This is a genomic window from Streptomyces sp. NBC_01306, assembly GCF_026340465.1.
Lineage (GTDB): Bacteria > Actinomycetota > Actinomycetes > Streptomycetales > Streptomycetaceae > Streptomyces.
The window spans coordinates 242328-259053 of the sequence record NZ_JAPEPC010000002.1; the positions used below are offsets into that span (position 1 = coordinate 242328).

The 16726-nt window shown below is 70.0% G+C and carries 15 protein-coding genes; 8 read left to right on the top strand and 7 right to left on the bottom strand.

Features of this window, described 5'->3' with window-relative positions; genetic code table 11:
• Positions 1-302: 302 nt before the first annotated feature.
• From OG385_RS34310 to OG385_RS34320, 3 genes are read left to right on the top strand one after another with little or no spacing between them, the layout of a single operon-like run.
• The gene (locus OG385_RS34310) at positions 303-587 is read left to right on the top strand and encodes a polyprenyl synthetase (RefSeq protein ID WP_266861761.1); all 285 of its coding nucleotides are present in this window, start codon (positions 303-305) and stop codon (positions 585-587) included.
• Positions 580-1635 carry a polyprenyl synthetase family protein gene (locus OG385_RS34315; RefSeq protein WP_266861763.1) on the top strand — a complete coding sequence of 352 codons (1056 nt, stop codon included), beginning with the start codon at positions 580-582 and terminating at the stop codon, positions 1633-1635. Before OG385_RS34310 ends, OG385_RS34315 begins: the two co-directional genes overlap by 8 nt.
• 20 nt (positions 1636-1655) lie before the next feature.
• Complete coding sequence (locus OG385_RS34320) at positions 1656-2861, top strand: oxygenase MpaB family protein (protein WP_266861765.1); 1206 nt, start codon at positions 1656-1658, stop codon at positions 2859-2861.
• A gap of 22 nt (positions 2862-2883) precedes the next feature.
• On the opposite strand, the gene OG385_RS34325 is transcribed toward OG385_RS34320, so the two are convergent.
• From OG385_RS34325 to OG385_RS34350, 6 genes are all read right to left on the bottom strand, one after another.
• A complete protein-coding gene (locus tag OG385_RS34325; protein ID WP_266861767.1) occupies positions 2884-4230 on the bottom strand; it encodes an MFS transporter in 1347 nt (448 codons plus the stop codon).
• Between the two features lie 161 nt (positions 4231-4391).
• Entirely contained in the window at positions 4392-4772 is a 381-nt protein-coding gene (locus OG385_RS34330) for a RidA family protein (RefSeq protein ID WP_266861768.1), read from the bottom strand.
• A 27-nt stretch (positions 4773-4799) separates the two neighbouring features.
• A complete protein-coding gene (locus OG385_RS34335) occupies positions 4800-5591 on the bottom strand; it encodes a hypothetical protein (RefSeq protein WP_266861770.1) in 792 nt (263 codons plus the stop codon).
• 14 nt (positions 5592-5605) lie between these two features.
• Positions 5606-6598, bottom strand: coding sequence for a membrane dipeptidase (locus tag OG385_RS34340; protein ID WP_266861772.1), 993 nt, complete (start codon positions 6596-6598; stop codon positions 5606-5608).
• The gene (locus OG385_RS34345; protein WP_266861774.1) at positions 6595-8334 is read right to left on the bottom strand and encodes a hypothetical protein; all 1740 of its coding nucleotides are present in this window, start codon (positions 8332-8334) and stop codon (positions 6595-6597) included. Before OG385_RS34345 ends, OG385_RS34340 begins: the two co-directional genes overlap by 4 nt.
• Positions 8331-9824, bottom strand: coding sequence for an aldehyde dehydrogenase family protein (locus OG385_RS34350; protein WP_266861776.1), 1494 nt, complete (start codon positions 9822-9824; stop codon positions 8331-8333). Before OG385_RS34350 ends, OG385_RS34345 begins: the two co-directional genes overlap by 4 nt.
• A 111-nt stretch (positions 9825-9935) precedes the next feature.
• On the opposite strand from OG385_RS34350, the gene OG385_RS34355 reads away from it, so the two are divergent.
• A complete protein-coding gene (locus OG385_RS34355; protein WP_266861777.1) occupies positions 9936-10829 on the top strand; it encodes a LysR family transcriptional regulator in 894 nt (297 codons plus the stop codon).
• 96 nt (positions 10830-10925) lie between these two features.
• Here the strand turns inward: OG385_RS34355 and OG385_RS34360 are convergent, their stop codons facing one another.
• Positions 10926-12431 (bottom strand): carotenoid oxygenase family protein, encoded by a 1506-nt coding sequence (locus OG385_RS34360; protein WP_266861779.1) that lies wholly within the window; start codon positions 12429-12431, stop codon positions 10926-10928.
• A 314-nt stretch (positions 12432-12745) separates the two neighbouring features.
• Here OG385_RS34360 and OG385_RS34365 point away from each other — a divergent pair, with 314 nt between their 5' ends.
• The 4 genes from OG385_RS34365 (at position 12746) to OG385_RS34380 (ending at position 16722) form a co-directional block, all read left to right on the top strand.
• A complete protein-coding gene (locus OG385_RS34365; protein WP_266861782.1) occupies positions 12746-13573 on the top strand; it encodes an SAM-dependent methyltransferase in 828 nt (275 codons plus the stop codon).
• Between the two features lie 29 nt (positions 13574-13602).
• On the top strand, positions 13603-13788 hold the full coding sequence (locus tag OG385_RS34370) for a hypothetical protein (RefSeq protein WP_266861784.1): 186 nt from the start codon (positions 13603-13605) through the stop codon (positions 13786-13788).
• Positions 13789-14082: 294 nt separating this feature from the next.
• Entirely contained in the window at positions 14083-15435 is a 1353-nt protein-coding gene (locus tag OG385_RS34375) for an MFS transporter (RefSeq protein ID WP_266861786.1), read from the top strand.
• A 12-nt stretch (positions 15436-15447) separates the two neighbouring features.
• Complete coding sequence (locus OG385_RS34380; protein ID WP_266861788.1) at positions 15448-16722, top strand: cytochrome P450; 1275 nt, start codon at positions 15448-15450, stop codon at positions 16720-16722.
• The last annotated feature ends 4 nt before the right edge of the window (positions 16723-16726 follow it).

Here is a 16726-nt window from a genome sequence, read left to right on the forward strand (position 1 = left end):
CGTCCCGACGCTAGACGGCGGCTGTGCCGAAGCAGTGCCGAAAGAGTGCCGACTGCATCTATTCACGGGGCATGCTGGTCCGCTGAGCCCGCTGGGGCACCCCGGCTTCACCGTCGGCTCCGGCCGCCGTAGCAGCCGTGGGGACATGCGGGCCCGTTCCGCCCGATCGGTCACTCCATCAGGTGGTCGGGGAGCGGTGTGCCCCCCCGTGGCTCGGCCGGACCGGGAACCTGGAGGTCCACATGGTGTGGGCCGTCGGCCGGGTCCCGGGCCGGTGCTGGGGTGGGGAAGAGGACGCGTTGGTGTCTGGTGACGACAGTGCTTCGAAAGGTACCGACCGTGGGGCGGAGGCGGCGTATCTGGTCGCCGGAGCCGTCGATCTGGCAGTGAGTGGTGCGGCGTCGGCCCTGCGCGGTGTACGGGCAATCCTGGGGCGGTCCGACCTTGTCGAAATAGCGCAGGACGGCGAGGAGGACCTGAAGGTACGCGGCCGGCTGGCGGTCCAGCGGTACACCTCCGTGCCGGAACCCCATCTTGAGCTGCTGGCCCGCCGTGCCGCCCTCCGTCTCGATGCGAGCGATGACTGACGACGGGCGCGAACGCGATGCGTTCAAGGCCCGGGTCGACAGGGAACTCACGTCGTTCGTGGACCAGGAGATCCTGGAGCTGATCGCTGTCGACGAGCAACTGACCCCTGTCGCAGACCAGTTGCGTGCGGTCACGTCGGACGGAAAGCGGCTGCGGGCCGCCTTCTGCTACTGGGGCTGGCGGGCGGCGGGGCAGCCGGACTGCGACGAGATGGTCAGGGCCGCGGCCGCCATGGAGCTGGTCCATGCGGCCGCCGTCGTCCACGACGACATCATCGACAACAGTCCTGTCCGGCGGGGAGTCCCCGCCGCCCACATCGCGCTGCAGGGGGCGCTCACCGGCCGTGCGGGGCGTCAGGCCGGTGGCCGGGCGCTGGCCATGCTGACCGGGGATCTGCTGATGTCGTGGGCCGGGCAGCTGTTCACGTCGTGCGGCCTGCCCGCCGCGTATCTGGCCCGTGCGCGCCCGATGTGGGCGGCCCTGGCCCGTGAGCTCGTGGCGGGCGAGGTGCTGGAGATCCTGCGCACCGGATCCCGTCCGCACGCCCAGAGTTCGCTTCAGGTCATCCGGTACAAGACGGCCAAGTACACCGTGGAGCACCCGTTGCACATCGGGGGGCGTCTGGGCGGCGGCCGCGCGGCTCTGATCGAGGTGTTCAGCGCCTACGGGCTTCCGCTGGGGGAAGCGTTCCAGCTGCGCGACGACCTGCTCGGGATCTTCGGCGATCCCGGCGCGACGGGCAAGTCGAACGCCGACGACCTCGTGGGCCACAAACCCACCACTCTGCTGGCGGTGACCTGGACCTCCGCCACCGCCGCCGAGCGCAAGGTGCTGCGCGGGCTGCTCGGCCGCCGCACTCTCGGTCAGGAGGGCCTCGACCAGGTACGGGAGATCATGCGGCGCACCGGAGCTGTCGGGCGGATCGAGGAACTGATCGCCGACCGTGTGCGGGCCGCCACCACGGCGGTCGACCGTGCGGACCTGTCGGCCCCCGCCGCCGCGGCGCTCACCGGTCTGGTGGGTTCAGCCGTCACTCGTCAGTCATGACCACGCGAGGAGAGAAGCCCGTGCCATACACGAGCCAGTCCATGGACGCTCTGCGGGAGGTGGGTGACGAGCTCGCGGACGCAACGGTGGCCACCCTCTTCGAACGGGGTGAGGTCGGTCAGTTCAACACCCTCATGCGCTGGTTCTCCGAGGCGGGCCAGGACCTGCCCGACGGACTACCGGAGGTGGCCCGCGAGTATCTGCGGGCCACCAGCGCACCCCCGTCATGGGTGGACTGGGGCGAGATGGAGAAGGCCCGGCTGTTCTTCATCGACAACAACGTGCACATCTCCACCGCGCTGTCCTTCGCGGCGATGCCCGCCTGCTATGTCGTCCCGCACATCGCCGAACTCCTCAGTGCCACCCACGCCCTGGCGTATCCCTCCCGGCGGATGGCCGAGACCGGCCAGTTCACCGTCTACCTGATGCGCCCCGACGCCTTCGAAGCCGGCAGCCGCTTCATCCCGGCCGCGCAGAAGGTCCGCCTGCTCCATGCCTCCATCCGCCACCATCTGCGCCGCGAGAACCGCTGGGACGTGGCGAAGCGGGGTGTGCCGATCTGTCTTGAGGACATGATCGGCGGCCAGATGATGTTCTCCATCCAGGTCCTGGACGCCCTGCACCGGCTCGGCATCCATATGTCGGCCGACGGCGCACAGTCGTACTACTACGCCTGGCGCGTGGTCGGATCGATGCTCGGCATCGGCCTCGAACACATGCCGGCCGACCTGGAGAGCGCGCGGCAGTTCTCCGATCTGTACATGACCCGGCACATGGGCCCCTCCGAGGACGGTGCCCGGCTGACCCGCCAGTTGATCGACCTCTACGAAGAGGTCGTCCCGGGCACCGTGTTCGACCCCGTGGTCTCCGCGCTGATCCGGTACCTCATCGGTGACACGGCCGCCGACTGGCTCGACGTACCCCGCTCGCCGGCCTGGGACTCCGCCATCCAGACCGCCCCGGTCCTGCTGGGCGTCCTCGAACGCCTTGAGGACAACTCACCGCTGGCCGCTTGGGCACTGGACCGCCTCGGCGGTCTGACCACCAACCTGGAACTCAGCTCCCTGACCCGCGGCCGCGTCATGCAGTACGCCATCCCGGAGCAGCTCAAGGCCGAGTACGGCGTCACCTCGACTGCGTCCCGCACCAACCGCTGGACCCCTCCCCCGCTCTCCGATCCCCCGCGTTCCGGTCCTCCGGGTTCGGGGAAAGCATCCGCCAAGTAGCCTCACCGAGGGGCCGGTTGCGTCACGTCAGGGCAGACGTCACGTGCAGGTCCTTGTTCTTGGTCTCCGGCGCCATGAAGAAGCTGACGAGAGCGCCGACGAGCGCGATGCCCGCCGCGATGTACATCGTGGCGCTCAGTCCGAGCGAGGCCAGGGACCACGGAGTGGCGAAGGTGCCGATGGCCGAGCCGATCCGGCTGATCCCCGTACACAGACCGACCGCGGTGGCGCGGACCTCGGTGGGGAACAGTTCGTTGGGATAGATCCATTCGAGGATCGACGGCCCGCCGTTGAAAACCGCGTACACCGCGAACGCGAACGCGACCATCCACAGACCGGAGTCCGGTGCGACCGCCAGGTAGAGCAGGCCGAGCGCGGAGACCGCGAACCCTCCGATGAGGACGGGGCGGCGGCCCAGCCTGTCGACGAGCAGAAGGGCCACGACATTGCCGATCAGGAAGAACAGGTTGATCAGGCCGTAGCCGAGATTCGCCTCGTCGCCGCCGTTCAGGTTGAACAGCGCGAGTACCTGTGGCCCGAAGGCGTAGATGGCGAAGAGGGTGACGATGGTGCAGGTCCAGAAGACCGAGATGAAGACGACGCGTTTCAGATAGCCGCCGGTCAGCAGAGCGCGCATCGGGACGGCGCCCTCCTCCTCGGGGAGGTCTGCGAGCGTGGCGTGTTCGGCCACGGTCTGCCGGAGTACGTCGACGGCCTCCTGCGTACGGCCCTTGCTGTGCAGCCAGCGGGGGGACTCCGGGATGCGGGCCCGTGCGCAGACGATGACGGCCGCGGGAATCGCCGACGACGCCAGCATCCACTTCCAGCCGTCGGGCGAGCTCAGCAGGAGGTACCCGACGAACGCGGCGACTGTCGCGCCCACGAACCACATGGCGTTCAGCCCGCCGAGGAGTTTCGCGCGCCATGCCTTGGGGGCGAACTCGGTCACCAGGGAGGTGGCGATCGGGTAGTCCGCGCCGACGGCGATCCCGATGAGCAGCCGCAGCACGAAGAGTTCGATCTCGTTGGTGACGAAGAACTGCAGTACGGAGCAGACGATGATGGCGATCAGGTCGATCATGAACATCAACTTGCGCCCGATGCGGTCGGTGACCGCTCCGAACACCGCTCCGCCGACGAAGACCCCGATCAGTGCGGATGCTCCGATCAGTCCGGACCAGAGGATGCTCATTCTCCACTGGGTCTGTATCTGCACCATGGCGATGCCGATGATGCCGAGGATGTAGCCGTCGAGGAACGGCCCTCCGGAGGAGACCAGCGCGAGTTTGACGTGGAATGTGTTGAGCTGCGCGGTGTCGAGCGACGAGCCGGCCCGCCGGCCGGCTGAGGCGGGTGTATCGACGTCCATCGGATCCGTCCCATCGAGGGTTCGGGAGCACGGGAAGCGTCTCCGCACGAGGCGAGCGCTGGGGGTTGCCGTGGCGGCAGGGACCGCGTGGCACGGGGGGGGTGACCGGATGCGCCCCGGTCCGCCGGGGGGCCCGGCAGGGTGTACGTACGCCGGAGCCGCTACGGGCCGGGGACGAGGGCCGCCACCGCGTCGATCTCGACCCGTTTGGCGCCGCGGAAGGCCGCGACCTGCACCGTCGTACGGGGCGGCAGCTCGACGTCCGCCAGGCGGTCGAGGTAGGCGGAGTTGTAGTGGTCGAACTCGGCGAGGTCGGCCAGGTACACGGTGACTTTGAGCAGGGTGTCCAGGCCACCGCCGGCTGCGGTCAGCACGGTCTCCAGGTTGTCCAGGGCCAGCCGGACCTGGTCGCCGATGTCGTGCGGCGTGTCGCCTTCGGGGGTGACGGGGACCTGGCCGCAGGCCCAGAGGGTGCCGTTGTGGAGGGCTGCGGCGGAGTAGGGCCGGGGCCTGCCGTCGGGGTGGGGGAAGAGAGTCGGCATCGGTGGACTTCCTCTGCGGTGCGGGGTTCAGGGTTGCGGGGATTCAGGGCGTTCGGGAACCAGGTAGCGCCGTGCGGCGCCGTGGACCGTCGCCCACGGTCCGGGGTCGACCCGCAGACCGTGCGTCATGGCTGTGGCGAAGCGCTCGTGGTGGTGCGCCGGGGTGCGGGCCGGTGGCAGATCCGGCGTCCCGGTGTCCCCGTTCCAGCGGCTCAGCAGGATGCCATCGGCGGGCCGGATCGGGGCGTCAGCAGTGTGCCGGGTGCCGAAGGCGCCGGGGCTGGGAGCCCGGTACACCGTGCTGTCGGCGGTGGCCAGTACGCAGCTTCCGGGTGAGCCGTCCGCGCGTATCCGGGTGGCCAGGAGCGGGGTTCCGGTCCGGGCCGCGGCGCTGACGAGGATCCACTCCACCGACGGGGTCCACACTCCGGGCAGCAGGACCGGGCGCGGGCCCGCCGCTGCGAGGTCCGCCGCCGAAGGCCCCAGCAACAGGGGCCCGCGGCGCGCCGGATCGTGGAGTACGACCGGATCGTGGCGTACCAGGTGGCTGCCGCCGGAGCATGAGACCGGTTGCCGGCCTCGCGGGACGCGGTCGAGCTCACCGGCCAGCGCGAGGACGCCCGCTCCGTCCAGGACCTCGCCGAGTACGACGAGGTCCGCGGTCGTCGCGGCTTCTCCGCTGGAGGCTCCGGCGGCGACGACCGCGCGGAAGGCCGCCTCGCGGATCTCCCGTACCGCCACCCGGAAGCCGCTGCCGGTCCGGCCGGTGTCCGTGCCGGCACCGGTGCGTCCGCCTGCAATCGTGGGTCCGCCGCTCATGGTCCGTCCGCCGGTCATCGTGGGTCCGTGGTGTCGAAGACTTCTGTGAAGAGCCGGAGCCAGTTCTCGCCCATCACCTTCGTGACGGTGGCGTCGTCGAGGCCCGCCGAGAGCAGACCCTCGGTGACGGCGGGAAAGTCCTCGGGGCCGCCGAACCACTGCGGCCACACGGGCCATTCGGGTTCGACCGGGTTGGCCGCAGCGGGCCTCCAGCGTCCGTTGCGCAGCCAGGCCACGAAGTCCTGCGACCAGTTCCGCGTGCAGTCGCTGCCGATGGCCACATGATCCGGACCGATCTCGTCGACCAGCCGCGCCACCATCGAGCAGAACTGGTCACGGGTGGTCAGCTCACCGCCCAGCACATTGGGGTAGAGGCAGCATCCGATGACCCCGCCACGGTCGGCCAGGGCCCCGATGACTTCGGCCGGCTTGTTCCTGGGGTGGTCGAAGAACCACGTCGGGTTGGAGTGCGTGATGGCCACCGGCCCCGCGGATGCCTCAATGGCGTCCCGCGAGGTCCGGTTGCCCACATGCGAGAGGTCGATGAGCATCCCGACCCGGTTCATCTCGTCCACGATGTGGCGGCCGAAGGCGGTCAGCCCGGAGTCGTGGGCGTCGTAGCAGGCACCGCCGACCAGGTTCTGGATGTTGTAGGTGAGCTGTCCGACGCGTACCCCGAGCCGGTGGAACACCTCCACAAGACGGTAGTCGTCGCCGAAGGGCGAAGTGTTCTGGAAACCCAGCAGCACCGCCACCTTGCCTTCGGCCTTCGCGGCACGTATCTCTGCGGCTGTCCCGGCGAGCACGACCACGTCGTCGTTGTCCCTGGCCAGCTGGTACCAGTCGCCGATCGCACGGATGGTCTCGCCCGGCCCCTCCCATACGGCGCAGGTGGCGTTCACACCGCTGACGCCGCCGGTACGGAGCTCTTCGAGCACCTTCCGGTCCCAGTTGTTGATCTCCAGGCCGTCCACGACGACCAGGTCCTCATGAGCGAGCGAACTCACCGTGCGTCCTTTCGGGGTTTGCGAACGAAGAACCAGTCATGGTCGGTTCCGGCCGCGATGTCGGCCACCCGCGGGGCGCCGGAGAACAGCGTGACCCGGAGCCAGTCGGTGGACTGGGGGCTGTAGTTGTCCATGCCGTACAGGGCGAGCTGGAAGCGTTGCAGGTGCAGGGGCAGAAAGTTCGCGGCGAGCAGATTGGCCCGGACTTCGGCGTAGGGAAGCCCCGCCAGCGACTGAACACGGGCGGCCGCTCCGCGGTGCCATGGGTGCGAAAGCAGGAATTCGCCGACGAGTTGACCGTCGTCCGCGCTCTCCAGGTCGCCGAGCAGCGCGGTCACCGCGCGGGCGATGTCGACCGGGTGCTCCACCTCCTCGCCCGGATCGACGCCGCGCCGGCCGCGCCGGGGTTCTTCGTTGTCCTGGGACGAGAACCAGAAGTGCGCCTGCTGGGCGGGATCACCGAAGTCGAACCGGCGCACCCAGCCGTAGCGTTCGAGCACCTCGGTCCTGAGCTCCCCGCAGGTCTGGGCGGGCGCCACCTGGAGGGTCTGGTCGCAGCGGAGCAGTGCGTCGATGTCCGTGTCGAGGTCGTCGTAGACCTCGACGAGCACCGAGTCGACCACACCGCGCGCTTCGAGGCCGATCTCCCCGGCCGCCGTGTGCAGGGCGTGCCAGGCCCGGTCGGTCCGCTCGCCCAGGACCAGCCCGGTGGCGAGGTATCCGTCGAGCAGCTCCATCACCTTGTCGAGCCGGCCGGCCAGTTGTGGGCCGGGGAGATAGGGCGCGGTGGCCAGGGTGTCGCGTTCGCGGTAGTACTCCCGCGCCCGGTCGAGCAGCAGGCGTACCCGCTCCGTCCGCGCGTCCTGCGGTGATGTGGTCTGCTGGAGGGCGTACGCGAGCGGGAGTTCGCGCACCGCGCACCACGCGTCCAGCACCTGCGGGTGGTTGATCACGTAGGGGACCATGCCGAGCCCGGTGGCGTTGCCGAGCCCCAGGAAGCGCCGCCAGTCCCCGTCCAGTGCCACGGCGTGCGGGCTCTTCGCCGCCGCGCAGTGCTCGACCAGGTCGTAGCTGAGCTCGCGCAGCAGCCATGCGGTCAGCATCTGCGACCGGTACGGCAGCCGCAGCGGGTGGCCGGGGCGCAGCCGGCCGAAGTCGGCGAGTCCGAACTTGCCGTTGCTGTAGAAGGCCGTGCTCCGCAGCACATACGCGGCGTCGCCCAGTTCGGCCGGATCGGGCTGCCGCCCCTCGGCGAGCCGGTCCACCACGTAGTCGAAGAACCGTCTGCTGCGGTTGGCCCGCGTCCACACCAGAGTCGCGGCGTCGGCGCGGCCCGTCTCCTGCCCCGGCACCTGCGCGCGCAGTTCCGACCGCCGGGCCTCGTTCCAGGGGCCTTCGACCAGGGCCGCGGTGACGTCCCACGCCTCGGCGACGACCCTGTCCGTACGCTGCCCGTCGGGCAGCACCGTGGAGAAGGCGGCGAACCTCAGCTCATGGCCGTCGGCGTCGATCCGGTAGACGGCTTCGCCCCTGCCCTGCGCGTCGATGTCCCAGGTCTCGCGGGTCACGGTCCAGCGCTGCGCGGCGGCGGTGCGGAGGAAGGACCGCGCGAAGCTGTGCCGGGTGTGGCGGGAGGACCCCAGCTCCTCCGGATCGAGGACCTGGTCGGCCGGGCGCGCGAACTGCTGGGCCCGGCGGAGCCGTTCGGTGGGCCGCAGCCCCGGCCCGGCTGTCACGACCGGCTCCGGGCCGGGGTGCCGGTACGCAGGTACGCCGTCTTGGACCAGGTGAAGAACTCCGCGCCGCTGTCACCGTTCTGCTCGCGGGGCGCCGGGAAGGAGGAGTCCTTGAGTCCGCCGAACGGCGCGTGCAGCTCCGATCCGGTGGTGGGCGCGTTCGCCTTCACCAGCCCGGCGTCGAGCTCTTCGACGCAGCGCCGTACGGCCCGCTCGTCGCAGGTGAACACGGCTGCCGTGAGGCCGAACCGGGTCCCGTTCGCGATCCGGATCGCCTCGTCCAGATCAGCTGCGCGCACCAGGGTGGTGACCGGGCCGAATACCTCCTCGTGGCAGATCGTCAGGCCGGGGTGTCCGGCGAGCAGGGTGGGAGCGTAGAAGCAGTCTGCGTCGGTGCCGGGACCGGCACCGGCGCGCGCCAGCACCTGGGCGCCTTCGGACAGGGCCTGCTCGACCGCCGCTTCGACCTCCTGCCGTGCCCGGACGGAGACCAGCGGGCCGATGCCCACACCGTCGTCCAGGCCGTCGCCGACGACCAGGGCCTCGATCCGGTGCTTCAGTTCGGGCAGCAGGGCGTCGTACGCCTCTCCGACGGCGATGATCCGGCGGGTGCCGGTGCACTTCTGGCCGGTGGATCCCATCGCGCCCGCCACCAGGTCCGCGGCGGCCACGGCCGGGTCGGCGTCGGGCAGCACGATGGCCGCGTTGTGCCCGCCCAGTTCCATCTGGACCTTGGCCCCGCGTGGGACCGCTGCCGCCTGGATGGACCGGCCGACCGCCACCGAACCGGTGAAGGTCACCCCCGCGACCTCTTCGCGGGCCACCAGCGCCGCGCCGACGCTGCCGGGCGCGAGGAGGAGGCCGAGCACGCCCGCGGGCACTCCCGCGTCCGCCAGCACCTGGGCGAAGGCGGCTGCCACGGCGACGGTGTCGCTGGCCGGCTTCCAGATGACCGCGTTGCCCCACAGCAGGGCGGGAGCGATCTTCCACGCCGGGATCTGCAGAGGGAAGTTCCACGGCGTGATCGCCGCGACGGTGCCGAGGGGGCGCCTGAGGGTGCGGATGACCTCGTCGGGATGGCCCGACGGGTAGGTGGCGCCGTCCGCCGCGCGGGCCCGGGAGGCGTGGTAGTGGAGGGTCTCGACCGAGGCGCCGACCTCGGCGCGCGACTCCGGGAGCGTCTTGCCCTCCTCCCGCGTCATCAGCAGCGCGATCTCCTCGGCCCGGTCCGCGAGCAGCCCGGCCGCCCGGCGCAGGACCAGGCCGCGCTGGATCAGCCCCTGCGCCGACCAGTCCGGCTGGGCCTCCTGGGCGGCGGTGACCGCCCGGTCCAGGAGCTTCTCACCGGCTGTCCGGTAGACGGCGACGGCACGGTCCGGGTGGGCGGGGTCGAGGCTGCGGGCCTCGGCCCCCTCACCGTCCACCCACTCCCCCGCGATGAGGTGCCGCAGCTCCGTCGGTCGGTCAGGGGTGTTCGCAATGTCCGGCACAGCGGCGCTCCTCGGTGTTCGACTGCGGCTTCGCGTTAAACGTTAAGCAGTCGCCGGACACGAGAGAAGTATCTATTGTCATTGAATTAATAAGCTGCAAGTATCAATCGCATGGAGCTCCGCCAACTCCGGTACTTCATTGCCGTCGCCACGGAAATGAACTTCCGCCGTGCTGCCGAGCGGCTGCATCTAGCGCAGCCCGCTCTGAGCCAGCAGATCAGCAAGTTCGAGAAGGAACTGCGGACGCCGCTGTTCCGCCGGACGACCCGCAGTGTGGAGCTGACCGAGGCCGGCCGCGTACTGCTGGCCCAGGGGCGCCGGGTGCTGGCCGAGGCCGACCACGCGCTGTCCGCCGTCGGACACGCCGCGCACGGCGACATCGGCCTGCTGCGGATCGGCTTCGTCAGCTCGGCCGCGCTGAGCATCGTTCCGCGCAGCGTGCTGGCCATGCAGCAGTCCTGGCCGGGTCTCCACCTCGAACTGGCCGAAGCCACCACCGACGCGCAGCTGGAGTCGATCAGCGAGGGGCGCCTCGACGTCGGGATCGCCCGCGAGGTGGATACGGCGGCCGGGCTGGTCGTCCGGCGCATCCACCGCGAACGGCTGATCGTCGCCGTCCACGAGTCCCACCGGCTCGCCGGCCGGAGCGCCGTCGAGCTGGCCGACCTGGCGGGAGAGCGCTTCCTCACCTTTCCCCGGCACCAGGTGTCACGGCTGTACGACCACATCGCGGCGCTGTGCCACCACGCCGGGCTGCGGCTCGAGGCCGCGCAGGAAGCAGTGCAGTTCCCCACCCTGCTCGGTCTCGTCGCCGCCAACACGGGGGTGACGATCGTTCCGGACTGTCTGCGCGTGCTCCGGCTCCCGGCCCTGCGGTACGTGCCGTTGACGGACCCGCCCGCGTACTCCACGGTCTCCGCGGTCTGCCGCGCGGACCGACAGGACGCCCCGTCGGTGCGCAACTTCCTTGCCACGGTGGCGAGTCTGCCGTTCGGCGACACCTGACCTGTTTCGGCGACACCTGACCTGTGGTGACGTTCCACTCGACCGTACGGTCCTGACGACGCCGAGCGGCGCACGTCCTCCGGGCCGTGGAGTCCGTCAGGCGTCCGCCACCCAGCTGCCGTGGAAGCCGAGCGGCACCCGGCCCGGCAGATGGATACGGGCCAGCGGGTGACCTGTGAAGTCCTGCGCCGAGAGGATCACCAGGTCGGTGGCCCCGCGCTCCGGGTCGTTCACATAGGCCACGACGTACCCGTCGTCCTCGTCCCGTGCGCCCCGGCGCGGCACGAACACCGGTTCGCCGGCAGCCGCGCCCTTCGGGAAGCGGTGCACCTGCGTGCTGCCGCGCAGCATGTCGTGCTTCAGGACGCAGTTGGTGAACGTGTCATCCGGCGCGGCCCCGTCGACCGTCTCGTACGCGACCCACATCTCGGCGGCGCTGGCCGTGTAGGCGAAGCGGTGCCGTCGGGACACCAGCGATTCGTTGATCCGGGGGAACTCCTGCGGCCGGTCGTCCAGCCTGGTTGAGGCGGCGCGGCCGGTGCTGAGGTCGATCGTCCACCGGTCGAGCGTCGGCGTTCCGTTCGTGGAGGGTCCGCCGTTGCCCCGGCCGGCCGCGTAGAACGGGGCGGGCATGGAGGTGAACTCCACCACCACGCTGTCGCCCTGGTCGTAGGCGTTCAGCGTGTGCGCGTAGTAGAACGGGTCGACCTCGAACCACCGGGTGGCACCGCCCGTCCGCGGCATCACCCCGACCCGCATCGGGTGCTTGTCGTTCCAGATGTAGGGCACAGCCGCGCCCGCCTGGGCGGCCGCCATGTCGAACGTGACCGGTACGTCCACGATCACCACGTACTTCTGAGTGAGCGCGAAGTCGTGCATCATCGGCGCGCCGGCGACCGGGATCCTGGTGGACCGCGCCACCCGGCCGGTCCGGTCGATCATGATGTGCCGTACGTGGTCCCACGTCGGGTAGTACGCCACGGCGTGCAGCTCGTCGGCCGCCGGATCGTACTTCGTGTGCGCGGTGAACGCGCCCTCCAGCGTGGAGCGGAAGTCGTACGGGCGCACCGTGTTCAGCTCGCCGTCCATCTCGTACGGCAGCGGTCCGCTCTCCTGGAGCGCCAGGATGCGTCCCTTGTACGGGATGACGTGCGTGTTGGCGGCGAAGTCGTCGGGCGGGACCTCACCCGGGTACTTCTCCCCCAGCTTCTTCGCCACCTGCGAGGAGCGCACCCACCGGTTGCGGTACCACTCGGCCCGCCCGTCGCGCAGCCGCACTCCGTGGATCATGCCGTCGCCCAGCATCCAGTGGTGTGCCCGCGGGTCCTCGATGCCGAGCGCGTTCGGCCCGGTGCGCAGGAAGCGGCCGTCGAGGTCGCGCGGCACCCGGCCGGTCACCTTCAGGTCGAACTCGGTCAGTTCCTCGGTGACCGGCGCGAACGCCCCCTCCAGGAAGGGGAACGACGTCGCGCCCTCTCCGGGGCCCGTCCCCGCGGCCGCCGCCGACGAGACGCAGGGGCCGAGCCCCAGGCCCCCGACCACGCTCCCCGCCGCCGTGAGCGCCGCACCCTGCAGAATCCTCCGCCGCGTATGACTGGCCATCCGGCTCTCCCCCTTCATCGTCGCCGTCCGGCAGTGGTCTGCCGGACCGGTCGTCGGTCACAAGGGAGATCCTGCTCCGGAAGACGCCGCGGGACAGGAGCCCTGGACCCCGGATCGGGGGTGGTGCCGGCACCACCCCCGATCCGGGCGCCGCCCCACCCGGTTCGCCGGTGCCCCGCCGAACGCGACGATCTGCTCGTCCATGTGGTGGCCTCAGCAAGCTGTGTTGGACATGCCGATGGATCAAGTTCACTATCGTTCCTGAAGCGTTGAGAGCCGAGGGAGAGATTCCGTTGTCGTCACCGGATGAGTGGATGAGCAGTACGGGCGCGCGTGGGCCGATCGACTTGCGTACCGACAGGGCCCATCCAGCCCGTATCTACGATGTCTTCCTGGGCGGCAAGACGAACTACCCCGCCGACCGGGCCATGGCCGCGACGGTGGTGGAGAAGATGCCGTCGGCGCAGCTGGCAGCGCGGACCAACAGGGAGTTCGTCCTGCGTGCCGTGCGATACCTCGCCGGCGAGGCGGGCATCCGGCAGTTCCTCGACATCGGCACCGGCATACCGACGTCGCCCAACCTGCACGAGGTCGCGCAGGAGACAGCACCGGAATCCCGGGTCGTGTACACCGACAACGATCCGATCGTCCTCGCCCACTCGCGGGCGCTGCACGTCAGCAGCTCGGCAGGCCGCACCGCTTACATCCAGGCCGACTTCACCGACCCGGACAGCATTCTCACGTCCGCGCGCAGCACGCTCGACCTCGGGCAGCCGGTCGCCCTGACGATGGGTCTGCTGCTGCACTGGATAGACCGGAAGAAGCAGCCGCATGCTGTCGTCAGGCGCCTGATGGACGCGCTGCCCGTCGGTAGTTGTCTGCTGATATCGGTGTTCGCACGGGAGCTCGCGGGGGGTTCCGCCACTCTGGAGGATGATTTCGCGGCTGAGGGCACGTCCCTCCGGCCCTTCACCCGGGACGAGACGCTGCGGTTCTTCGACGGCACCGACCTGCTCGATCCAGGTCTGGTCGCGCCCTACCAGTGGCGGCCCGACACGGGCGCCCAGGAGATCGGCAGCCCGGACGCCGGGCCCGACGCCTCAGCGACCCCGATCTGGGCGGGGCTCGGAGTGAAGCGGTAGGTGCCGGCGACGCACCGAAGTACCGCAGGGTGCCGCGGTTCATCCCCGCCCAGGACCTCGACCGGCTGATGCCCGCCATCGACGCGATCGCCTGCCCGTTCCAGCGGGCCGCCCTGCTGGTGGCCCGCTGGTCCGGAGCCCGCACACCGAGATCCAGCGCCTGCCGCTGGACTGCCTGGGCCGCTATTGCGACGGCACCGCGCGGCGGTCGGTGATCTCGGGCAGGCCCTGCGGTTGCTGCGCGCCGTGCGCCGCGGCCCGCACACCACCGGTGGGCCGGCGCACGCCTGGGAAGTGTCCCCCGTTATCTTTCGCGGTCCTGCACTGGGGCCGCCGGCCTCCGGGCCCGGTATGGCTGTGTCCCCTCTGTCGAACGGATGCCCTGGGGGTGCCGTGTCCCCGAATTCGGGGGATGCACTCCGGACGGGACCTCGCCGACCATGGGCGTGAGTACGTGTCCAGACAAGCCCTCTACCTCGCCAACCAGGCAGGGATCGGACGGTCGACCGGTGCGAAGGTTCACGGTGCTCTGCGGGGGCTACATCGCCAGCATGACGGGCACGGCGCTGACCGCGTTCGCGCTCACCGTCTGGATCTATCTGAAGACCGGATCGACGATCCAGTTCGCCATCGGATTCATCCTGTCGCTGCTGCCCGCGATCGCGCTCTCTCCTTTTGCCGGAGCGCTGGTCGACCGCTGGAACCGGCGCACGGTGATGCTCGCGAGCGACATGGTGGGGGTGTGCACGAGTCTGTCCCTGGCCGTGCTGTCCGGCCTGCATGTTCTTCAGCCGTGGCACATCTTCATCACCATCACCGTTCGCTCGGCGCTGGGGGCGTTCCTGGTGCCCGCGCTGAATGCGAGCGTGACGCAGCTCGCGCCGCGCAATCAACTGGGGCGCGCCAACGGGATGGTGATGACGGCGACTGCCGTGAGCCAGACGGTGGCTCCGGCGATCGGCGGGCTGCTGATCGTCGCAATCGGTCTGCCAGGAATCCTCACCATCGACTGTCTGACGTTCTTGCTGAACATCGCCATTCTTCTGCGGATCCGCATCCCCCGGCCCGCCGCGCCGGAGCAGAGGCAAGCTGGGATCTTCGGAGAGATCCGTGAGGGCTGGCGGCATCTGACGACCCGACGGGGTCTGGTTCCGCTGCTCTGCTTCTATGCGGCCCTGAATCTGGCGGTCGGCTTCGTGGACGTTCTTTTCACGCCGCTGGTGATCGGGATGGCTTCGGTGACGGCGCTGGGTGTGGTGCTGTCGGCGGGTGGGGTCGGCATGTTTCTCGGCGGTGCCACCATGGCCGCGTGGGGTGGGCCGCCGAAGCGGATCCATGGCATCGCGGGGCTGGCGGTGCCGCTCGGTTTCTTCCTCTGTCTGGGGGCTCTGCGTCCCAACATCGTCCTGGTCGCCATCGCGGCCTTCGGGTTCCAGTTCTCCACGATGATCATCGAGGGCACCAGCCGGAGTGTTCTGCAGACCGAGGTGGAGCCCGGAATGCAGGGCCGCGCCTTCGCCACCTTCAACATGGTCACCAACACGGTGCTGTTCGCGGGCTACATGCTCGCCGGTCCGGTTTCCGAGCGGATCTTCGAACCGTTGCTGCGTCCGGGCGGCGCCCTGGCCGACACGGTCGGCGAGGTGATCGGTGTCGGTACCGGTCGTGGCTCCGCTTTCCTCATCCTGCTGCTCGGGGTGGCCGTTCTCGTCGTCGCGCGGCTCGGCTACCTCTCACGCGATCTGTGCGCGCTGCGCGACGACGTTCCGCTGACCGCGCCGGCAGCCGGGGACGCGGTGCCGAAGCCGCGCGCGGACGCCGCGGGCTCCTCCCCGGACCGTGCGCCGGTCGTCCGCTCTTGAGGTAGCCCGTCCTTGACCACCATCGACCAGGAGGAACCCAGCATGGACCACGCCCCGGTCGCCGCAGGCGCATCGGACGCCCCCGCCTCTGCGTTCCCGAACGGCTACGACCCCTTCGATTTCCGGATCCATGAGGACCCGTATCCGCTCTACGCCTGGATGCGGGAGCACGCTCCGGTGTACCGCAACGAGGAACGGGACTTCTGGGCCCTGTCCCGCCACGCCGATGTCGTGGACGCGCTGCGCAGGCCGCAGCGGTTCTCGAACCGGTTCGGCATCTCGCTGGAGCCGGAACTGTGGGGTCCGCACGCCCCGAAGACCAGCTTCTTCCTCGCCATGGACCCACCCGACCACGGCGTCTACCGCACGCTGGTCTCCAGTGCGTTCACCCCGTCTCACGTGGCTGCGATGGAGGACCGGATCCGCGCGATCACCCGCGAGCGGCTGGAGGCCCTGCGCGGTCAGCGGCGTTTCGACTTCGCCACCGACTACGCCGCGGCCCTGCCCAACGACGTCCTGTGCGAGATGCTCGGTATTCCCGAATGGGACTGGGACCTGATCCGCGCGGACACGGACGCGCTGAACGTGCGTGAGGACATGTCGGACCAGCGCGGGCCGACGGCGACTGCGGCGGCGCTGCGCATGGCCCAGTACTTCGTCGGACTCGTCACCGACCTGCGGAAGAGCCCCGGCCAGGATCTGACATCGACTCTGACAGCGGCGGAGGTCGACGGACGGCGTCTGACCGATTCGGAGATCGTCGGCTTCCTGTTCGTCATGGTCGGCGCGGGGAACGAGTCGACCGGAAAGACCATCGGCAACGCCTGGTACCACGGGCATCTCGCGCGTGAGGTTCAGCAGGCCGGGCTGAATGGACGGGCCGACAAGTGGGCGAACGAGACGCTGCGTTACGACTCGGCGAGCCAGATGGTCGCCCGTCGCCTCACCGACGACACGGTTCTCCACGGTGTGCAACTGCGTGCGGGTGCCCGTATCGCGGTCCTGCCCGCGTGCGCCAACCGGGACCCCCGGATCTTCCCCGACCCAGAGCGCTTCGATCTGGATCGCGACACCAGCAAGATGATCAGCTTCGGGCACGGGCCGCATCACTGCCTGGGTTCGGTGCTCGCCAAGCTTGAGATGCGTATCGCGCTGGAGGAGATCGGCGCTGTCGTGTCCTCGTACGAGATCGATGTCGACCGCGCTCGCCGTGTCCACACCCCTCATCAGCGTGGCTTCGCCACTCTGCCCTGCGAGGTCACCTGGCGCACGGCTCGGGCGCACTGACCTC